Below are 15,844 nucleotides of genomic sequence, written 5' to 3' on the forward strand. Positions count from 1 at the left end.
ACTAAAAATTGATTGGAGTGACGGGGCGACTCCTGCGGGATCAGCCCGTGTCTCGAGACACCGCAGGAGCGAAGTAATGAGCTCCGAGGAGGCTCGAGCCGGGCCCGCGGAAAGCGTCCCCGGAACGGAAATCAATTTTAATAACATATCAAAAAAACATCATTTTCTCCTTGGAGAAAATGATGTTTTTTTAGATTTGTCCCAGCCTCTTTTTCCTTTTCGCATATTAATATATAGGTTTTCGTTCTTTAATAACCCGAATCGTTTGAAGGCTTGCATCTTCAGGCCCTTGCACCGGCAGTCCCGCTTCAATGTTCATTTGAATATATTCGATATTTTCTTGGGTAATAACTTCGCCAGGAATGAAAATAGGAATGCCAGGTGGATACACCATGATAAATTCAGCGCAAATATAGCCTGCCGAATCTTTAAATGGAATGACTTCTGTGCTGGAATAGAAAGCATCTCTTGGCGTCATCGCAAGGGCTGGAATATCCGGCACATTCACTTCCGTTTCTTTTATGCAAGCCTCCGAATCAAATGCCTGGGACATGCGTTGCAATGCATTCACAAGCAAATTGATTTCTTTTTTTGTATCCCCCAATGTAACAAGGCAAAGGATGTTGTAAAGATCTGACAACTCGACTTCGATATTCGCATTTTGCCGAAGCCATTCCTCTGCTTGATGACCTGTAATCCCCAAGTCTTTTACGCTAATTAATAGCTTTGTTGGGTCCATGTCGAAGGTTGCAGATGAGTGCAGTTTTTCTCTTCCTGCTACTTTCAAATGAGGAATTTTATTGATTCTTTTTCTTGCTTCTTTTGCTAAACGAATCGTTTTATCAATTAAATGATAACCATTGATGGCAAGCTGTCTTCTGGCGCAGTCAAGGGAAGCGAGCAATGGATATGATGTTGAAGTCGTCGTTAACATCGAAAAAACCGATTGTACACGGCTTACGCTTACCAGCCCTTCCCGCACGTTTAAAACAGAACTTTGCGTCAAAGACCCTCCCAGCTTATGTACGCTTGTTGCAGCCATATCTGCTCCAGCTTCCATCGCTGAGATTGGCAGTTCATCATGAAATTTCAAATGAATGCCATGGGCTTCATCGACAATCACCGGTATATTTGAAGCATGTGCAATGTCCACAATGCGTTTTAAATCAGCAGCAAATCCATAGTAAGTTGGATTGATGACAAGCAAAGCTTTTGCATCTGGATAAGTTTCAATAGCCTTCTCAACGGATTCTGCAGATATTCCATGGGTGATTCCATATTCTTCATCCACTTCAGGATAAATAAAAATAGGAATTGCCCCAGACAGAATAATCGCAGACATAGTTGATTTATGAACATTACGTGGTACCAAAATTTTATCTCCTGGACCAACGACAGACATAATCATCGTCATGATAGCACCACTAGTTCCTTGAACAGAAAAAAATGTATAGTCAGCACCAAAGGCTTCTGCAGCTAGTTTTTGTGCCGCTTTAATTGCACCTTTTGGCGAATGTAAATCATCTAGTGGAGCAATATTGATCAAATCAATGGATAAAACGTTGTCTCCAATGAATTCTCGAAAAGCAGGATCCATTCCTTGCCCTTTTTTATGCCCAGGGATGTGGAATTGGATTGGATGTCTGTTTCGATGTTTTAACAATGCGTCGAACAGAGGAGTTTCTAACTGTGACAACGCAGGTACCACCTCACTTTAATGAAATATTAAAAAACAATGAAATTATAGCATCTATAGACTCTAGTTGCTATAAAAATTTAAAGGAAATTTTAGATTTATTAGAGAACTCATTAATTTAATCAATATGAAATAAAGGAGTTGGGCATGATGAATTGGGAAACGAGAGTGACGAAATTATTGGGGATTCAGTATCCAATCATCCAAGGTGGGCTTGCTTACTTAGCCTATTCTGATTTAGCGGCAGCCGTATCCAATGCCGGCGGACTTGGACAAATTACAGCTTTAACTTTAGAATCCCCAGAACAATTGCGGGAAGAAATTAGAAAAACGAGGGAAAAAACCGATAAACCCTTTGGTGTGAATTTTGCATTCGGTAATTATGGCAAAGGATATGAACCAATGGTGGAAGTGGCCATTGAGGAAAAAGTTCCGGTGATTTCCATGACGGGCGGAAATCCTGCACCGATGTTTAAATTGCTTGAAGGGGTCGATGTGAAAAAGCTAGTATTAGTGGCGGCACGCCGTCAAGCACAAAAAGCGGAAGAACTAGGGGCAGATGCCGTAATGGTGGTAGGACAAGAAGGAGGAGGCCATCTAGGAAGAGATGATGTGGGAACAATGGTGCTTGTTCCGCAAGTGGTAGATAGTGTCTCCATTCCTGTCATAGCTTCTGGAGGAATTGGCGATGGCAGAGGCTTAATGGCTGCACTAGCTTTAGGAGCGGAAGGGATTGAAATGGGGACAAGATTTATTGCGACAAAAGAATGCGTCCATGCTTCCCCAGCTTATATTGATGCATTAATCAACAGTTCTGAAACGGATACAACAGTAATTAAACGTTCACTCGGGACGCCAGCACGTGCATTAAAAAATGAATTCACAGAAAAAATTTTGCAAATTGAAAAAGAAAATCCGACTTATGAAGCCTTGAAAGAGTACATTAGCGGCGAAGCAAATAAACGCTTTATTTATGACGGAGATGCAAAGAATGGCTTCGGATGGGCAGGGCAGGTGGCAGGTTTAATCAAAGATGTGCCGACAGTTAAAGAATTGTTTGAACGGATGATTCGAGAAGCGGAAGAAATTCGGCTAAAATGGGGAAGATAACAAAAAATAAAAAGTGAGGTACAGTTAATGGAATATGCTTATCCTATATTACCGGATTGGACAACAGAGGAAATTATTGCAGTTGTGAAATTTTTTGAAGGCATTGAACAAGCCTACGAAAAAGGCATTAAAAGAGAAGACATGTTGGAAAAATATCGCCGTTTTAAACAGATCGTCCCCTCAAAGGCGGAAGAAAAAACATTGTTTCGGGAATTTGAAGAGATCAGCGGATATGCAAGCTATCCAGTTGTCAAACAGGCGAGGGAATTAGAAAATGGCGCTTGGATTCATATGAGATCTTGATTTTTGCAGTTGCTTTTAACAATCTCTGGCGAAGCAAAATAAAAAGAGCGGATGGGTAAACGCCTCGTTTTCCTCCATCCGCTCTTTTTGGTGCGCCCGGCATGTACATGAACTATAGGGTGTAAGTCCCGAACCCCGAAGACAGAAGTAGAGGTTAGCCAAGAGCAAGGGTGTCCGTGGTGACGCGGAATCTGAAGGAAGCTGGAGGCAAAACACCGGTCCGAGGAACACGAACCTCATATAAGGCTAGGTATGATTGAGTGAGTTTGCCAAACAAAACAAAGCTCTTTCTGTCGAAGGTCATATCGAGTAGATGAGGCGGATAGATGGTGTGAAAGTGCATGTACTTACCCGGGGAGGTCTGGCGGATAGGTGAAGTACGCTTCATAACCTACTTAGCGATAAGTAGCTGAACCGTCAGAAGTCAGCAGAGGTCATAGTATTAGTTGGTCTAGAACAACTGAGAAGGACCGAGCAATTAAGAGAGAATAGCCCTTGGCATTCAGTGAGTCATGATGAACACAGAAAACGTAGTACCTCACTTGAGGAAGGAAGCGGTGAATCCCGTGGGAGACCTCTTGGAGGGTGGAGTGACCACTGGCATAAGAAGACAAGCTATTCACGGAAGTTATGAAAACTTGCGTCAATTATCTTAATTGAACCGCCGTATACGGAACCGTACGTACGGTGGTGTGAGAGGACGGGAGCTAATCACTCCCTCCTACTCGATTCAATGAGCATTTTATGAAAATTTGAAGTGAACAATTAGCAAATTTGATGAAAAAAAGAAAGAGAAAAATGTAATGTTTAAAGTCGTCCTAAGCATATTTATTTATACAACATAAGCCAGAAAATGAAAATTTCCCACGATGTCAAAACAACGCCACTATTATCCCCTAATTTTTCCCAACGATGACATTGTAAATTGGGAAGAGGGTTTCAAAAGTATCTTCAGCCATTTTTATAAATTCATCCGAGGATAAGTTTATGCATTGTTCCCGGGGAATATGACGACCAACTAAAAATTCACCTTTTTTGACGTCTCTCAAACGAAGGAGAAGCTTTTCCAAATCGCCATTGAACGCTGTTTTTAAAGGAATGGCATCAGGAGAAGTATGATCGCCTGAAATCACAAAATCGTCAGGCAGTTGTTTAAATACATCCAGCGCCTTAAGCAAACGATTCGCCATGTGAGATTTTTGTGGAACTTCATAAATAATTGCAACAACGATGAATAAATGGGTATTGGTTAGACCGATTTGAAAATGTGGAAGCGATTTGTAACCCCGTTTGTATGGAGCAAATGCTACCCATGAATCATTTGGGGGATTAATTGTTCTTCTGGCATGCTTTGCAATATGGGCAAAAAATTCATCACCCGTTTTAGCGCTAAAATATCCCGCAAAATATTCCCCCAGCGCTTGGAATTTTGGCCGCACAATCGTTTTCAATGCATCCATTCGAGCTTCTAAACCGTCAATTGCAAAAACATCAAAATCGGAATTTGTCCATTTGACATCGATCATGATTATTTTCCTCCTTTTTGAAACTTATGTTTATTTTCCATCTTTTTTGGGAAAAATCTTGTAACAAACGGGACTTCATCTTTTGATAAAATCATTTGGAAAGGAACGTGAGTGGCATGAGACAAACGGTTAAGATTATCCGCAAAGTCGATATCGAAAAACAGTATGAACACGTTTTACGTTTAGAATTAGATTATGAATTAGCTTCCTTATATGCCGCGATGCAAGGAAAGGATACAAAAGAAATGGAAAGATGCAAAAAACGCTTAAAAGAAATCCAGGATGAATTAAACGGTCTGCACGCTTATGCGTAATCGAGTCCCCTTCCTTTAGAATCACTTGCTTAAATGATGAGCAAGTGATTTTTTTATTTCCAAAGGATGTCATTGTCTTTTCCTGCACCTTCTAAAAAAGTATATAATAATAACGTAAAAAATAAAGATTTTGGGAAAGATTTTGCAACTTGAACAATTTAACAGTTTTTTTCAAAAAATCATGTTAAAATAATGAGGTATAGAAACTCTATACCTATTTAACCCAAGTGAAATTTCTGAATTTTAGAAATAGTTTTTTAGAGAAATAGGATTTTATTGTATTTCAAGAAGGCAGGTTTTAAACGAATGAATTTACAAAAAATAAATGAATTTGCAATAAATACAATTTTACAAGCTGGAAGACAAATTCGAGAATCCTTTTCCAAAGAGTTAATTATCGAAACAAAAGCCAATGCCAATGATTTAGTGACAAATATCGATCGTAAAATTGAACAATATTTTGTGGAAAAAATAAAAGAATTGGATCCATCCCATAAAATTTTAGGAGAAGAAGGGATGGGGGATCGAATTGCAACTTTAGATGGTCCCTTGTGGATAATTGACCCAATTGACGGCACAATGAACTTTATTAAACAAGGACGCCATTTCATGATTACAGTCGGTTTTTTTGTGGATGGAGTTGGCAAGTTAGGATATTTATACGATGTCATGCGGGATGAACTTATTTCTGCTATACAGGGAGAAGGAGCGTTTTTAAATCGCCAGCCACTCAAAAAGTTAAATCCGCTGACAATTGAAAAAGCAATCATTGGAATTAATTCTAGCTGGGTGATTCCGAATGGAAAAATTAACCATGAAAAACTTGTAAAACTCATCAAAACCGTCCGCGGAACCCGTTCATACGGCTCTGCAGCTATGGAAATTGCATTAGTGGTGACAGGAAAACTGGATGCTTATCTATCCATGAGGTTGGCTCCGTGGGATATTGCTGGGGGATTGGTCATTGCGAATGAAGTTGGGGCAGTTGCGACGAATTTGAAAGGCCAGCCGTTTAATTTATTGTCCCAAGATACTTTTTTGATTGCGAATCCATCTATCCATCAAGTATTGCTCGACCAATACATCGAGTTGATAGAAGAAAAACAGCATTCCAAGTGAGGAAAAAACAAAGAGGTTGGGACAAAACCCTCCTCTAAAAAAGATGAAAAAGAGGCTGGGACATAAACAAAAAATTAAAGGGGCAGTTGAAAGAGTTTTGATAAAAAATTGATATAACGAAAAATTGATTGGAGTGACGAGGCGACTCCTGCGACGAGCCCGTGTCTCGAGACACCGCAGGAGCGAAGTAATGAGCTCCGAGGAGGCTCGAGCCGGGCCCGCGGAAAGCGTCCCCGGAACGGAAATCAATTTTAATAACATATCAAAAAAACATCATTTTCTCCTTGGAGAAAATGATGTTTTTTTAGATTTGTCCCAGCCTCTTTTTCCTATCTTGAAGCTAGTTTTGTCCCAGCCTCTATGCTATAGAAGCCCTTTTTCACGGAATTTTCTTTTCATGCCGAATCCAATTCCCATCACAGCAATTAAAGCAACGATACTAGCAATGATTGAAACAATGCTTCCAATGGCAATGGCATAACCGATCGAAATCATTGACAGTAGTGCGGCTATGGAAAAAAGCAGCATCACAAATTTTGCTAGATTCACTAGTAAGCCCCCCTTTAGTGTTCCAACGAATAAAAATGTAACAATTTAAAAAGGACATTTACACGTTCTTGTGATATAATATCACAGTTAATCTTATGAACAAAGAAATTGGAGTGGAAAAATGACAAAATTACGTGATGATATTCGCAACATTGCTATTATTGCACACGTTGACCACGGAAAAACAACATTAGTCGATCAATTATTAAAACAATCTGGAACGTTTCGTGTAAATGAACATATTGAAGAACGAGTTATGGACTCGAATGATATAGAGCGTGAACGCGGTATTACTATTTTAGCAAAAAACACAGCTGTTCACTATAAAGGCACAAAAATTAACATTTTAGATACTCCGGGACACGCGGATTTCGGGGGCGAAGTAGAGCGGATTTTAAAAATGGTGGACGGAGTATTGCTCGTTGTAGATGCATACGAGGGATGTATGCCTCAAACGCGCTTCGTTTTAAAAAAAGCGTTGGAACAAAAATTGACGCCAATTGTTGTAGTCAATAAAATCGATAAAGACTCTGCCCGTCCTTTAGAGGTAGTCGATGAAGTATTAGATTTATTAATCGAATTAGGTGCAGACGAAAATCAATTGGATTTCCCAGTTGTCTATGCTTCGGCAGTCAATGGAACAGCAAGCCTTGATCCAGACCCAGCTAACCAAGAAGAAAATATGCAATGCTTATTTGATAGCATTATTGATCATATTCCTGCACCGGTGGATAATTCGGATGAACCTTTGCAATTCCAAGTAACAATGCTCGATTATAATGATTATGTAGGGCGAATTGGAATTGGACGAATCTTCAGAGGAAAAATTCATGTAGGCCAATCTGTAGCCTTGATGAAATTAGATGGCTCTGTCAAACAATACCGAGTGACAAAATTATTGGGCTACGCAGGTTTAAAACGGGAAGAAATTCCATCTGCAAGCGCTGGGGATATCGTAGCGGTATCTGGCATGGATGACATTAACGTAGGGGAAACCGTATGTGAGGTCGAACATCAAGAAGCATTGCCGCCTTTGCGAATCGATGAACCAACTTTGCAAATGACATTCCTTGTAAACAATTCACCTTTTGCCGGCAGAGAAGGAAAATATGTCACAGCCCGCAAATTAGAAGAACGTTTAAGACAGCAATTAGAAACCGATGTTTCATTGCGGGTGGAAGATACAGATTCACCAGATGCATGGATTGTTTCCGGCCGCGGTGAATTGCATTTATCCATTTTGATTGAAAATATGCGCCGTGAAGGATATGAATTGCAAGTATCCAAACCAAAAGTCATTATTAAAGAAATCGATGGAGTTAAATGTGAACCGGTGGAACGGGTGCAAGTAGATGTACCAGAAGAATACGTAGGCGCTGTGATTGAATCATTAGGTAATCGCAAAGGTGAAATGATGGATATGTCAAATAACGGCAATGGACAAGCCCGCCTTATTTTCATGGTGCCATCGCGCGGATTAATCGGTTATACAACAGAGTTTATGTCCATCACAAAAGGTTACGGAATTATCAACCATTCTTTTGACAGCTATCATCCGGTTATGCCAGGCCGTGTCGGCGGTCGCCATAATGGAGCGCTCGTTTCAATGGAAACAGGAAAAGCAACTACCTATGGTATGATGCAAATTGAAGATCGCGGTACTTTATTTGTAGAGCCGGGAACGGAAATTTATGAAGGTATGATTGTTGGGGAAAATAACCGCGAAAATGACCTTGCAGTGAATATTACAAAACAAAAACAAAAAACGAATGTCCGTTCCGCAACGAAAGATCAAACAGCGGTCATTAAGAAACCACGCCTATTGACATTGGAAGAAGCATTGGAATTTTTAAATGATGATGAATATTTAGAAGTAACACCACAATCTATTCGGTTAAGAAAACAAATTTTAAATAAAAGCGAAAGAGAAAAAATGGCGAAAAAGCAAAAATACGCTGAACAAGAATAATTCTCTATATGGGAATGGGAAAGGTGTGTTCGACTTGAAGCTGTTTAGTTTGATTTTGGCATCTGCACCAATCAGTGACACAGATCGTGTGTTTAACCGCATGTCAGCAGTTACTCGTTATGTATACGAAAATGCACCGAATAACCAAGTGGCAGGATATATTATCTTTTTCCTTGTTTTTATCCTTTCCGCCATCGTGTACAAGCTGGGGTTTGCTAAAAAACTCAGCGTAGGGAAAAATATAATTATTTATATTTTCCTATTTTTGGGCTGTATTCTATTAACCTTTTTTGCCTTATTCTTGCCAATGATAGAAGGTTTAATAGTGGCTGCCCTTGTACTGATTCTCTATAAAATCCGTTTATGGAGAGAGAAAAAAGAAGAAAAAGAAGCTTCGTAAGAAAAGAAAAACAGCTTTGTGATTGCCATCATCATTTTCAACTGAAAATAGAAACATAGATTTGAGGCTGGGACATAAACCAAAAATGATAGGGGCAGCTGAAAGAGTTTTAATAAAAATTTGATATAACGAAAAATTGATTGGAGTGACGGGGCGAGTTCCTGTCGCGCACGCTTAGTCATAAAGCAAATATTTTCCTGCGATGAGCCCTGTCGAGACCACGAGGAGCGAAGGAATGACTCAGAGGAGGCTAGAGCCGGGCCCCGCGGAAAGCGTTCCCGGAACGGAAATCAATTTTTAATAACCTATCAAAAAACATCATTTTCTCTTTGGAGAAAATGATGTTTTTTTAGATTTGTCCCAACCTCTTTTGTTGTTTCAGTAGGAGGAAATCAAGCAAAAGAGGAAGTTGTATCGGCAAGCACCCGTGGGCATTCACACATTATTTTCCCTTCGCATAACCTACTCTTGATAATGGATGGAACCATGAAATAAGGAGGTAAGAGGGATGAAATGGTGGAAGATTAGTCTTGTCGTTATGTTGGCAAGTATGGTGGTTCTTCTTGCTGCGTGCGGGGAGAAAGAAATGACAAAAGTAAAAGTTGGGGAAGTAACGCGCTCCATCTTCTATGCTCCTCAATATGTAGCAATTGCGAAAGGATTTTTTGAAGAAGAAGGACTTGAAATTGAACTTTCTACTATTCCAGGCGGAGATAAAACAATGACTGCCCTTCTTTCAGGCGGCATCGATATAGCCCTTGTAGGAGCAGAAACTTCCATTTATGTAACGGCCCAAGGAGCCAATGATCCAATTAAAAACTTTGCTCAATTAACACAAACAGATGGAACTTTCTTAGTTGCCCGGGAAAAAATTGACGAGTTTTCTTGGGAAATGTTGAAAGGTACTACATTCCTTGGCCAACGCAAGGGCGGAATGCCGCAGATGGTCGGTGAATTTGTATTGAAAAAACATGGAATCGATCCGCATAATGACTTGAATTTAATTCAAAACATCGAATTTGCCAATATTGCAACAGCCTTTGCATACGGGTACAAAAAACACCACAAAAGGAATCATGTAATAATTGGGTTGCAGTGTCCTTGATACAGTATTTAATGATCCATTAATGTGTGTGTAATTTTAATAAAGGATGGCAATGAATGTATTTAGTCCTTCTTGGTTACAAAGATTACGAGAGAGTGAAAATGATGCCAATCTTGTCAATTGTCATACCTGCTTATAATGAAGAAAAAATGATATTAAAGGCGGCATATACGATTTCAGAACTGCTGAATAAGGAAAAGATTTCTGCAGAAATTCTCTTTGTCAATGACGGTTCTGAGGATAATACTTGGAAAGAAATCCAGCGTGCAAGTCAAGAAATTGAGAATGTGAGAGGAATCAGCTTATCCAGAAATTTTGGTAAAGAATCTGCCATTTTGGCTGGTCTTACTCATGCCAAAGGGGATTGCTGCATTGTCATGGATTGTGATTTGCAACATCCTCCCGAAACAATCATTGAAATGTATAGGCTATGGAAAGATGGCTATGACATAGTAGAAGGATTTAAAAAATCCAGAGGCAAAGAAGGAAAAATTAAAACATTTTTTGCCAAAAGTTTTTACCGGTTAATCAATCGGGTCACAGGATTTGATATGTCAGCTTCTTCGGATTTTAAGCTTTTAGACCGGAAAGTGGTGGATGCTTATTTACAGCTGCCTGAGCGAAAAGTGTTTTTTCGCGCTTTAACCTTTTGGCTCGGCTTTAAAAGCATTGGAGTGGAATATGAGGTGCAGGAACGAACGGAAGGGAAGACGAAATGGTCTTATCTTTCCTTAATAAAATACGCCATTACAAATATTACGTCCTTTTCTACTGCTCCTATGCAAATTATAACCATCATCGGTGTGTTATTTTTTATTTTTTCCATTGTTTTAGGTGTGCAATCTCTCATCAACTTTTTCAGCGGCCGTTCCCTTGAAGGATTTACAACTGTTATTCTTCTTTTATTGGGAATTGGCAGTGTGCTTATGATGAGTTTAGGGATTATCGGTTATTATATTGCCAAAATTTATGAGGAAGTAAAACGGAGACCAAGATATATTGTTTCTGAAAAAACGAATGATAAGGATGAATAATAATTTGTGGAAGCGTATAGGCTCGGTAGTAGATGAGAAGTTTTGGAAATTTATAATTGTAGGAATCGTGAATACCATTGTAGGAACGATGATTATGTTTGGTTTGTATAATCTCGCCGGATTTTCCTATTGGCTGTCTTCATCGGCTAATTATATTTTGACTAGCATTTTAAGTTATTTTTTAAATAAATATTTTACATTTCAGCATAAAAAAGATTCGTGGAAGTCGGCATTGCGCTTTGCTTTAAATATAGCGGTTTGTTATTTGTTGGCATATGGAATTGCTAAGCAGTTGGCTCTGCTCCTTTTATCGAATGTTTCTGTCAAAGTGCAGGAGAATGTGGCAATGATTGTAGGGATGGTCTTTTTTACAATGCTCAACTATTTAGGCCAGCGTTTTTTTGCCTTTAAGGAATAATATAGTGGATTGAATTGGAAAGAAAGTAGTGGTGGAAACTATGCCGGAACAAGTGTTAAAAAGTTTAAAAGAAAAAATACAACCTGAATGGGTGCTCGCATTTTTCTCAGCAGTGATGATTGGCTTTTTAGCCCATGCTTATGTCTTTTTGCATCGTTTGCCGAATCATGATGGCATTATCAATATATATAATACGCAGGCGAAGGTTAAATCCGGGCGCTTCTTTTTAGGCCCTGCTAGTGGAATGAGTTCTTTTTTTGATCTTCCTTGGGTTATAGGGGTGCTATCCATCCTTTTCTTGGGGTTGGCTGCTGTTTGTATCATTATTTTGTTTGATGTACGAAAAAAACTAGCTATTGTGTTAATTTCAGGAATTATCGTTGTTTTTCCAAGCGTGTCTGCTACATTTGCCTATATGTTTACAGCAGATGGTTATATGCTGGGCATCTTTTTTGCCATTTTAGCCGTAGTGTTGACGAAAAAATATAAATTTGGCTTTCTGATTGGAGCCATTCTTCTTTGTTTGTCTGTAGGGATTTATCAGGCAAATTTATCCGTAGCACTTGTTTTTATCACGTTATGGATTATTCATGAGATTTTATTTTCCACGTTTTCAACGAAAGTAATCGGGCTTCATATCCTTCGTTCAGGTTTGGCTGTAGGGATTGGAATGGTGTTGTATTTGGCCATATTTAACTTTTTTACAAAGTTTTTAAATGTACAAATTACGAGCTATCAGGGACTGGATAAAGTAGGAGCTGTAACAATACATGATATTCCAAAACGGTTAGTGCAGATAAAAGAAGAGTTGTTAAGTTTTTTCTTCGATAGTTTTTACAATCATCATGATATAAGTTTACTGCCGATATTGAATGTTTTCATTTTCATCACCCTCATTGCGGCAGTTTTTACAGTGATTGTGAAAAAACATTTATATAAAAACCTTTTACATATGATCCTTTTCATAGTGCTGGTAATGAGTCTTCCGTTTAGCTATTATATTGTTTATTTTATTTCGCCGGTTGCGTTTTATCATACGTTAATGGTTTTTAGTTTAAGCAGTGTGTATATTTTCCTTGTGCTGCTGTATGATGCTGTAGAAGAAAAACGGCCATTATGGGTGGAAAAGGTCAGCTCTTGGGCAACGGTATTGTTGATGAGCGTTGCGATTTTTAATTTCGCCATCATTGCGAATATTAGTTATTTTAATATGGAATTGCGACATGAAAAAACAATGAATTTGACTAATCGAATTCTTGACCGAATTGAACAATTGGATGAATACGAAGACATTAAAAAAATGACAGTGTTCGGAAAAGTTCCCATGCATTCAGAATTGACTTCTGAAATTATTCCAAACCGTATTCCCCATATGATTGGGACAACAGGAGAAGTTTTTATTTCGGAACCATATCATTATACGGCATTGTTTGACAGTTTCTTTGGTTATTCATTGGATATTGCCACTGAAGAAGAAAGAAAAGCAATCCAACAAAGCAGGGAATTTAAAGAGATGGGCGTTTGGCCTGCCAAAGACTCCATTAAAGTATTTGATGATATTGTTGTTGTGAAATTTGAGGACATAGAATAATTTTTATAACTAGTGGTGTTGGCGTGTTATGTCAGCACTATTTTTTTTTGAAGTAATTTAAATATAAAATGAAGCTGCTAATTCCTGATTTTTTGATTAGAATTAGCAGCTTCGTTTTTTATAGATTAAAGGTGAAATACATTTTTTTATTTATTTTTTTCCATGTTTTCTGCAATCCCTTTGCTTACATCAACGCGTTTTAAAAACAATGCTAAGATTAACGCTACTCCTGTAACAACGGCTGCCACTAAGAAGGAAACTTGGACACCTTCAAGCAATGCTTGTTGCTGAATTCCGGCTATGAACATTTGGTCTTGTAATTGAGCTGGATTTGAAGCTTTTGCTGCTTCCACCAACTCTTCGCCCTTATTAGTAGCGACAGAGTTCATTAATGTTACAAATAGAGCTGTACCGATAGAACCAACTACTTGTTGGATTGTGTTGTTCACCGCTGTGCCATGCGGATTTAATTGATTTGGCAATTGGTTTAAACCGTTTGTCATAATTGGCATCATAACCATTGACATACCGAACATACGAAGCGTATACATTAAAACGATTGTCGTTTTCGTTGTTTCCAAATCCATAGTGGATAGTAAATATGTTGCGTATCCTGTAATGGCTAAACCGATTAATGCTAAGACGCGAGGTCCGAATTTGTCAAATAATTTACCGGTAATTGGCGACATAATCCCCATCACTAGTGCGCCCGGAAGCATAATTAAACCAGAATCGAGCGGTGAAATGCCGCGGACACTTTGTACATAAGCAGGAGTCAAAATCATGCCGGAGAACATGGCTGCCGTTACAACCATTGATATAATATTCGCTAGTGCAAACATTGGATATTTGTAAACACGCAAATCTAATAATGGCTGTTCTAAACGGAATTGGCGAACAACGAACAAAATGATGCCCAATGCTCCAACGATTAGTGTTGTCAATACAGTTGCGTCTGACCAGCCATCGTTCGAAGCTGTTGAACAGCCATATAATAAACATCCGAAACCAATAATGGATAACACAACAGATATATAGTCAATGGAAGTATGGCGTGTTTCCAAAATATTTTCCAATTTCCAAATAGCAAGTAAGAGGCTGAGAATGGCAAATGGCAAAATCATTTCAAATAAGATGCGCCAGTCCCAATACTCTACAATATAACCGGATAATGTTGGACCAATAGCTGGGGCAGTAATCATTACTAATCCGAAAATCCCCATGGCCGCCCCTCGTTTTTCTCGTGGGAAGCTGACGAGCATGATGTTCATAAGTAATGGACCCATGACGGAACCGCCTGCAGCTTGAAACATACGTCCAGCTAAAAGAATGCCAAAATTAGGAGCATAAGCTGCTAGTGCCGTTCCAATTGTAAAAAGGAACATCGCTGTAATAAACAAATGACGGTTTTTAAACCGCGTAATTAAAAAGGCGGATACAGGAATTAGTACACCGCTTACGAGCATATAGCCTGTAGCTAACCATTGTACCGTTGAATATTCAATTTCAAAGTCCTTCATTATCGTTGGCAATGCAACGTTTAATAAGGAGTTATTTAAGAAAGATACAAACGCACCAAAGAAAAGTATTGCGATGACTAAATATGGCGGTTTTTTCTCCTTATCGTCTAATGTCATATTTTCCCTTCCTCATTTCTCTTTTTTTTGACTTAAACATTTTATACCTGCAGTTCATTTTTGGCAACAAAAAAATACATTGGGTTCAAATTCTGTTTTTTCGTGTATAATGATAATAAGCAATAATAAATAGAGGAGTTTAAAATGAATAAAAGAAAAAAAGCAGTAGTGGATCACGCTTTACAATTATTTGTTGAAAACGGCATTGCGAAAACATCCATTCAACAAATTATTGAAAGTGCAGGCATTTCAAAAGGAACTTTTTATAATTACTTCTCTTCCAAAGCGGAATGTATTGAAGCGATTTTAGAACAGGCAAGATATGATGCTTCGCTTTTGCGCGCTGAACTGATGATTGGTAAGGACCCTACGGATATTCATGTATTTGCCAATCAGATTGCAGTACTGTGGAAGATTAATCAAGAATCGGGATTGGATGTTTTATATGAAGAAATTTTGCATTCTGGGGAAGTGGAATTAAAACAACTGGTGCTGCGCCATCGTTTATTAGAGTTTGAGTGGTTTAAATTGCGTTTATGCGAAATTTTCGGCGATGAAATCCGACCTTACGGATTTGAAGCGGCAGTTTTATTTTATGGAATGTTTCAATATTTAACCTTCACATGCAAAATTACAAATCATCAATCGGTTTCATTAGAAGAAATTGCTTCCACCTTATTAAAGTACTTAGAAAAAATCATTGATTTAATACTCAAAGAAAAAACGGCTCTTTTAAATCCTGATAAAATTAATACATTTATTGCCGTATCAAAGAAACAATATTCTTTTGATATTACAGAGATAAAATATAGACTTAAGGAATTGGCTGAACAAAATTTAACGAACTCCCAAGAGGAAATTGTCACAGCAATTATAGAGGAAATCAATCGCGAACCTCTTCGAACACGGATTCTCAACGCTCTCTTGAAAGTATTGATTGATGAATTTAAAGGCTCTGAATATGAACAAACGGTAAAAGAAATCGCGAGCCTTATTTGGTATGATGTACGGGCTAAACAATTGCAGCAAAAAAGCACCTGAAATGTAAAGGGGAATCCAATAACTTACCATCA

The 15,844-nt window shown here is 38.5% G+C and carries 15 protein-coding genes and 1 pseudogene; 12 read left to right on the plus strand and 4 right to left on the minus strand.

Going from position 1 to position 15,844, the window contains the following annotated elements; genetic code table 11:
- Positions 1 to 226: 226 nt before the first annotated feature.
- Positions 227 to 1,696, minus strand: coding sequence for an aminotransferase class I/II-fold pyridoxal phosphate-dependent enzyme (locus DKZ56_RS06275; protein ID WP_208651880.1), 1,470 nt, complete (start codon positions 1,694 to 1,696; stop codon positions 227 to 229).
- A 150-nt stretch (positions 1,697 to 1,846) separates the two neighbouring features.
- Here DKZ56_RS06275 and DKZ56_RS06280 point away from each other — a divergent pair, with 150 nt between their 5' ends.
- From DKZ56_RS06280 to DKZ56_RS06290, 3 genes are all read left to right on the plus strand, one after another.
- Entirely contained in the window at positions 1,847 to 2,806 is a 960-nt protein-coding gene (locus DKZ56_RS06280; RefSeq protein WP_208652184.1) for an NAD(P)H-dependent flavin oxidoreductase, read from the plus strand.
- 27 nt (positions 2,807 to 2,833) lie between these two features.
- Positions 2,834 to 3,109, plus strand: coding sequence for a UPF0223 family protein (locus DKZ56_RS06285; protein ID WP_208651881.1), 276 nt, complete (start codon positions 2,834 to 2,836; stop codon positions 3,107 to 3,109).
- Positions 3,110 to 3,621: 512 nt separating this feature from the next.
- Entirely contained in the window at positions 3,622 to 3,765 is a 144-nt protein-coding gene (locus DKZ56_RS06290) for a hypothetical protein (RefSeq protein WP_172597780.1), read from the plus strand.
- 240 nt (positions 3,766 to 4,005) lie between these two features.
- Here DKZ56_RS06290 and DKZ56_RS06295 read toward each other — a convergent pair whose 3' ends face one another.
- Complete coding sequence (locus DKZ56_RS06295) at positions 4,006 to 4,635, minus strand: YktB family protein (RefSeq protein ID WP_208651882.1); 630 nt, start codon at positions 4,633 to 4,635, stop codon at positions 4,006 to 4,008.
- 116 nt (positions 4,636 to 4,751) lie between these two features.
- On the opposite strand from DKZ56_RS06295, the gene DKZ56_RS06300 reads away from it, so the two are divergent.
- Entirely contained in the window at positions 4,752 to 4,949 is a 198-nt protein-coding gene (locus DKZ56_RS06300; RefSeq protein WP_208651883.1) for a hypothetical protein, read from the plus strand.
- Positions 4,950 to 5,255: 306 nt separating this feature from the next.
- Positions 5,256 to 6,068 (plus strand): inositol monophosphatase family protein, encoded by an 813-nt coding sequence (locus tag DKZ56_RS06305; protein WP_208651884.1) that lies wholly within the window; start codon positions 5,256 to 5,258, stop codon positions 6,066 to 6,068.
- Between the two features lie 363 nt (positions 6,069 to 6,431).
- On the opposite strand, the gene DKZ56_RS06310 is transcribed toward DKZ56_RS06305, so the two are convergent.
- Entirely contained in the window at positions 6,432 to 6,617 is a 186-nt protein-coding gene (locus DKZ56_RS06310) for a DUF5325 family protein (protein WP_208651885.1), read from the minus strand.
- Between the two features lie 121 nt (positions 6,618 to 6,738).
- Here DKZ56_RS06310 and typA point away from each other — a divergent pair, with 121 nt between their 5' ends.
- The 6 genes and pseudogenes from typA to DKZ56_RS06340 all read left to right on the plus strand — a co-directional run bounded on the left by typA (position 6,739) and on the right by DKZ56_RS06340 (position 13,134).
- Complete coding sequence (gene typA / locus DKZ56_RS06315) at positions 6,739 to 8,586, plus strand: translational GTPase TypA (protein ID WP_208651886.1); 1,848 nt, start codon at positions 6,739 to 6,741, stop codon at positions 8,584 to 8,586.
- Between the two features lie 34 nt (positions 8,587 to 8,620).
- Positions 8,621 to 8,986 (plus strand): YlaH-like family protein, encoded by a 366-nt coding sequence (locus DKZ56_RS06320; RefSeq protein ID WP_208651887.1) that lies wholly within the window; start codon positions 8,621 to 8,623, stop codon positions 8,984 to 8,986.
- Positions 8,987 to 9,494: 508 nt separating this feature from the next.
- Positions 9,495 to 10,037 (plus strand): annotated as a pseudogene (locus DKZ56_RS06325) (ABC transporter substrate-binding protein); the annotation flags it as partial.
- A 110-nt stretch (positions 10,038 to 10,147) separates the two neighbouring features.
- Positions 10,148 to 11,125 (plus strand): glycosyltransferase family 2 protein, encoded by a 978-nt coding sequence (locus DKZ56_RS06330; RefSeq protein WP_220125030.1) that lies wholly within the window; start codon positions 10,148 to 10,150, stop codon positions 11,123 to 11,125.
- 4 nt (positions 11,126 to 11,129) lie between these two features.
- Complete coding sequence (locus DKZ56_RS06335; RefSeq protein WP_222837147.1) at positions 11,130 to 11,543, plus strand: GtrA family protein; 414 nt, start codon at positions 11,130 to 11,132, stop codon at positions 11,541 to 11,543.
- Positions 11,544 to 11,583: 40 nt separating this feature from the next.
- A complete protein-coding gene (locus DKZ56_RS06340) occupies positions 11,584 to 13,134 on the plus strand; it encodes a glucosyltransferase domain-containing protein (RefSeq protein WP_208651890.1) in 1,551 nt (516 codons plus the stop codon).
- A gap of 146 nt (positions 13,135 to 13,280) precedes the next feature.
- Here DKZ56_RS06340 and DKZ56_RS06345 read toward each other — a convergent pair whose 3' ends face one another.
- A complete protein-coding gene (locus DKZ56_RS06345; protein ID WP_208651891.1) occupies positions 13,281 to 14,771 on the minus strand; it encodes a DHA2 family efflux MFS transporter permease subunit in 1,491 nt (496 codons plus the stop codon).
- Between the two features lie 144 nt (positions 14,772 to 14,915).
- Here DKZ56_RS06345 and DKZ56_RS06350 point away from each other — a divergent pair, with 144 nt between their 5' ends.
- Positions 14,916 to 15,812: a TetR/AcrR family transcriptional regulator gene (locus DKZ56_RS06350; protein WP_208651892.1), complete on the plus strand. Its 897-nt coding sequence runs from the start codon at positions 14,916 to 14,918 to the stop codon at positions 15,810 to 15,812.
- The last annotated feature ends 32 nt before the right edge of the window (positions 15,813 to 15,844 follow it).

It is taken from the genome of Ureibacillus thermophilus, assembly GCF_004331915.1.
Lineage (GTDB): Bacteria > Bacillota > Bacilli > Bacillales_A > Planococcaceae > Ureibacillus > Ureibacillus thermophilus.

Coding starts and splice junctions, on each gene's coding strand:
- DKZ56_RS06345 (WP_208651891.1), bottom strand. CDS start 14,771: ATGACATTAGACGATAAGGAGAAAAAACCGCCATATTTAGTCATCGCA.
- DKZ56_RS06305 (WP_208651884.1), top strand. CDS start 5,256: ATGAATTTACAAAAAATAAATGAATTTGCAATAAATACAATTTTACAA.
- DKZ56_RS06295 (WP_208651882.1), bottom strand. CDS start 4,635: ATGATCGATGTCAAATGGACAAATTCCGATTTTGATGTTTTTGCAATT.
- DKZ56_RS06285 (WP_208651881.1), top strand. CDS start 2,834: ATGGAATATGCTTATCCTATATTACCGGATTGGACAACAGAGGAAATT.
- DKZ56_RS06330 (WP_220125030.1), top strand. CDS start 10,148: ATGTATTTAGTCCTTCTTGGTTACAAAGATTACGAGAGAGTGAAAATG.
- DKZ56_RS06280 (WP_208652184.1), top strand. CDS start 1,847: ATGAATTGGGAAACGAGAGTGACGAAATTATTGGGGATTCAGTATCCA.
- DKZ56_RS06350 (WP_208651892.1), top strand. CDS start 14,916: ATGAATAAAAGAAAAAAAGCAGTAGTGGATCACGCTTTACAATTATTT.
- DKZ56_RS06300 (WP_208651883.1), top strand. CDS start 4,752: ATGAGACAAACGGTTAAGATTATCCGCAAAGTCGATATCGAAAAACAG.
- typA (WP_208651886.1), top strand. CDS start 6,739: ATGACAAAATTACGTGATGATATTCGCAACATTGCTATTATTGCACAC.
- DKZ56_RS06290 (WP_172597780.1), top strand. CDS start 3,622: ATGATGAACACAGAAAACGTAGTACCTCACTTGAGGAAGGAAGCGGTG.
- DKZ56_RS06340 (WP_208651890.1), top strand. CDS start 11,584: ATGCCGGAACAAGTGTTAAAAAGTTTAAAAGAAAAAATACAACCTGAA.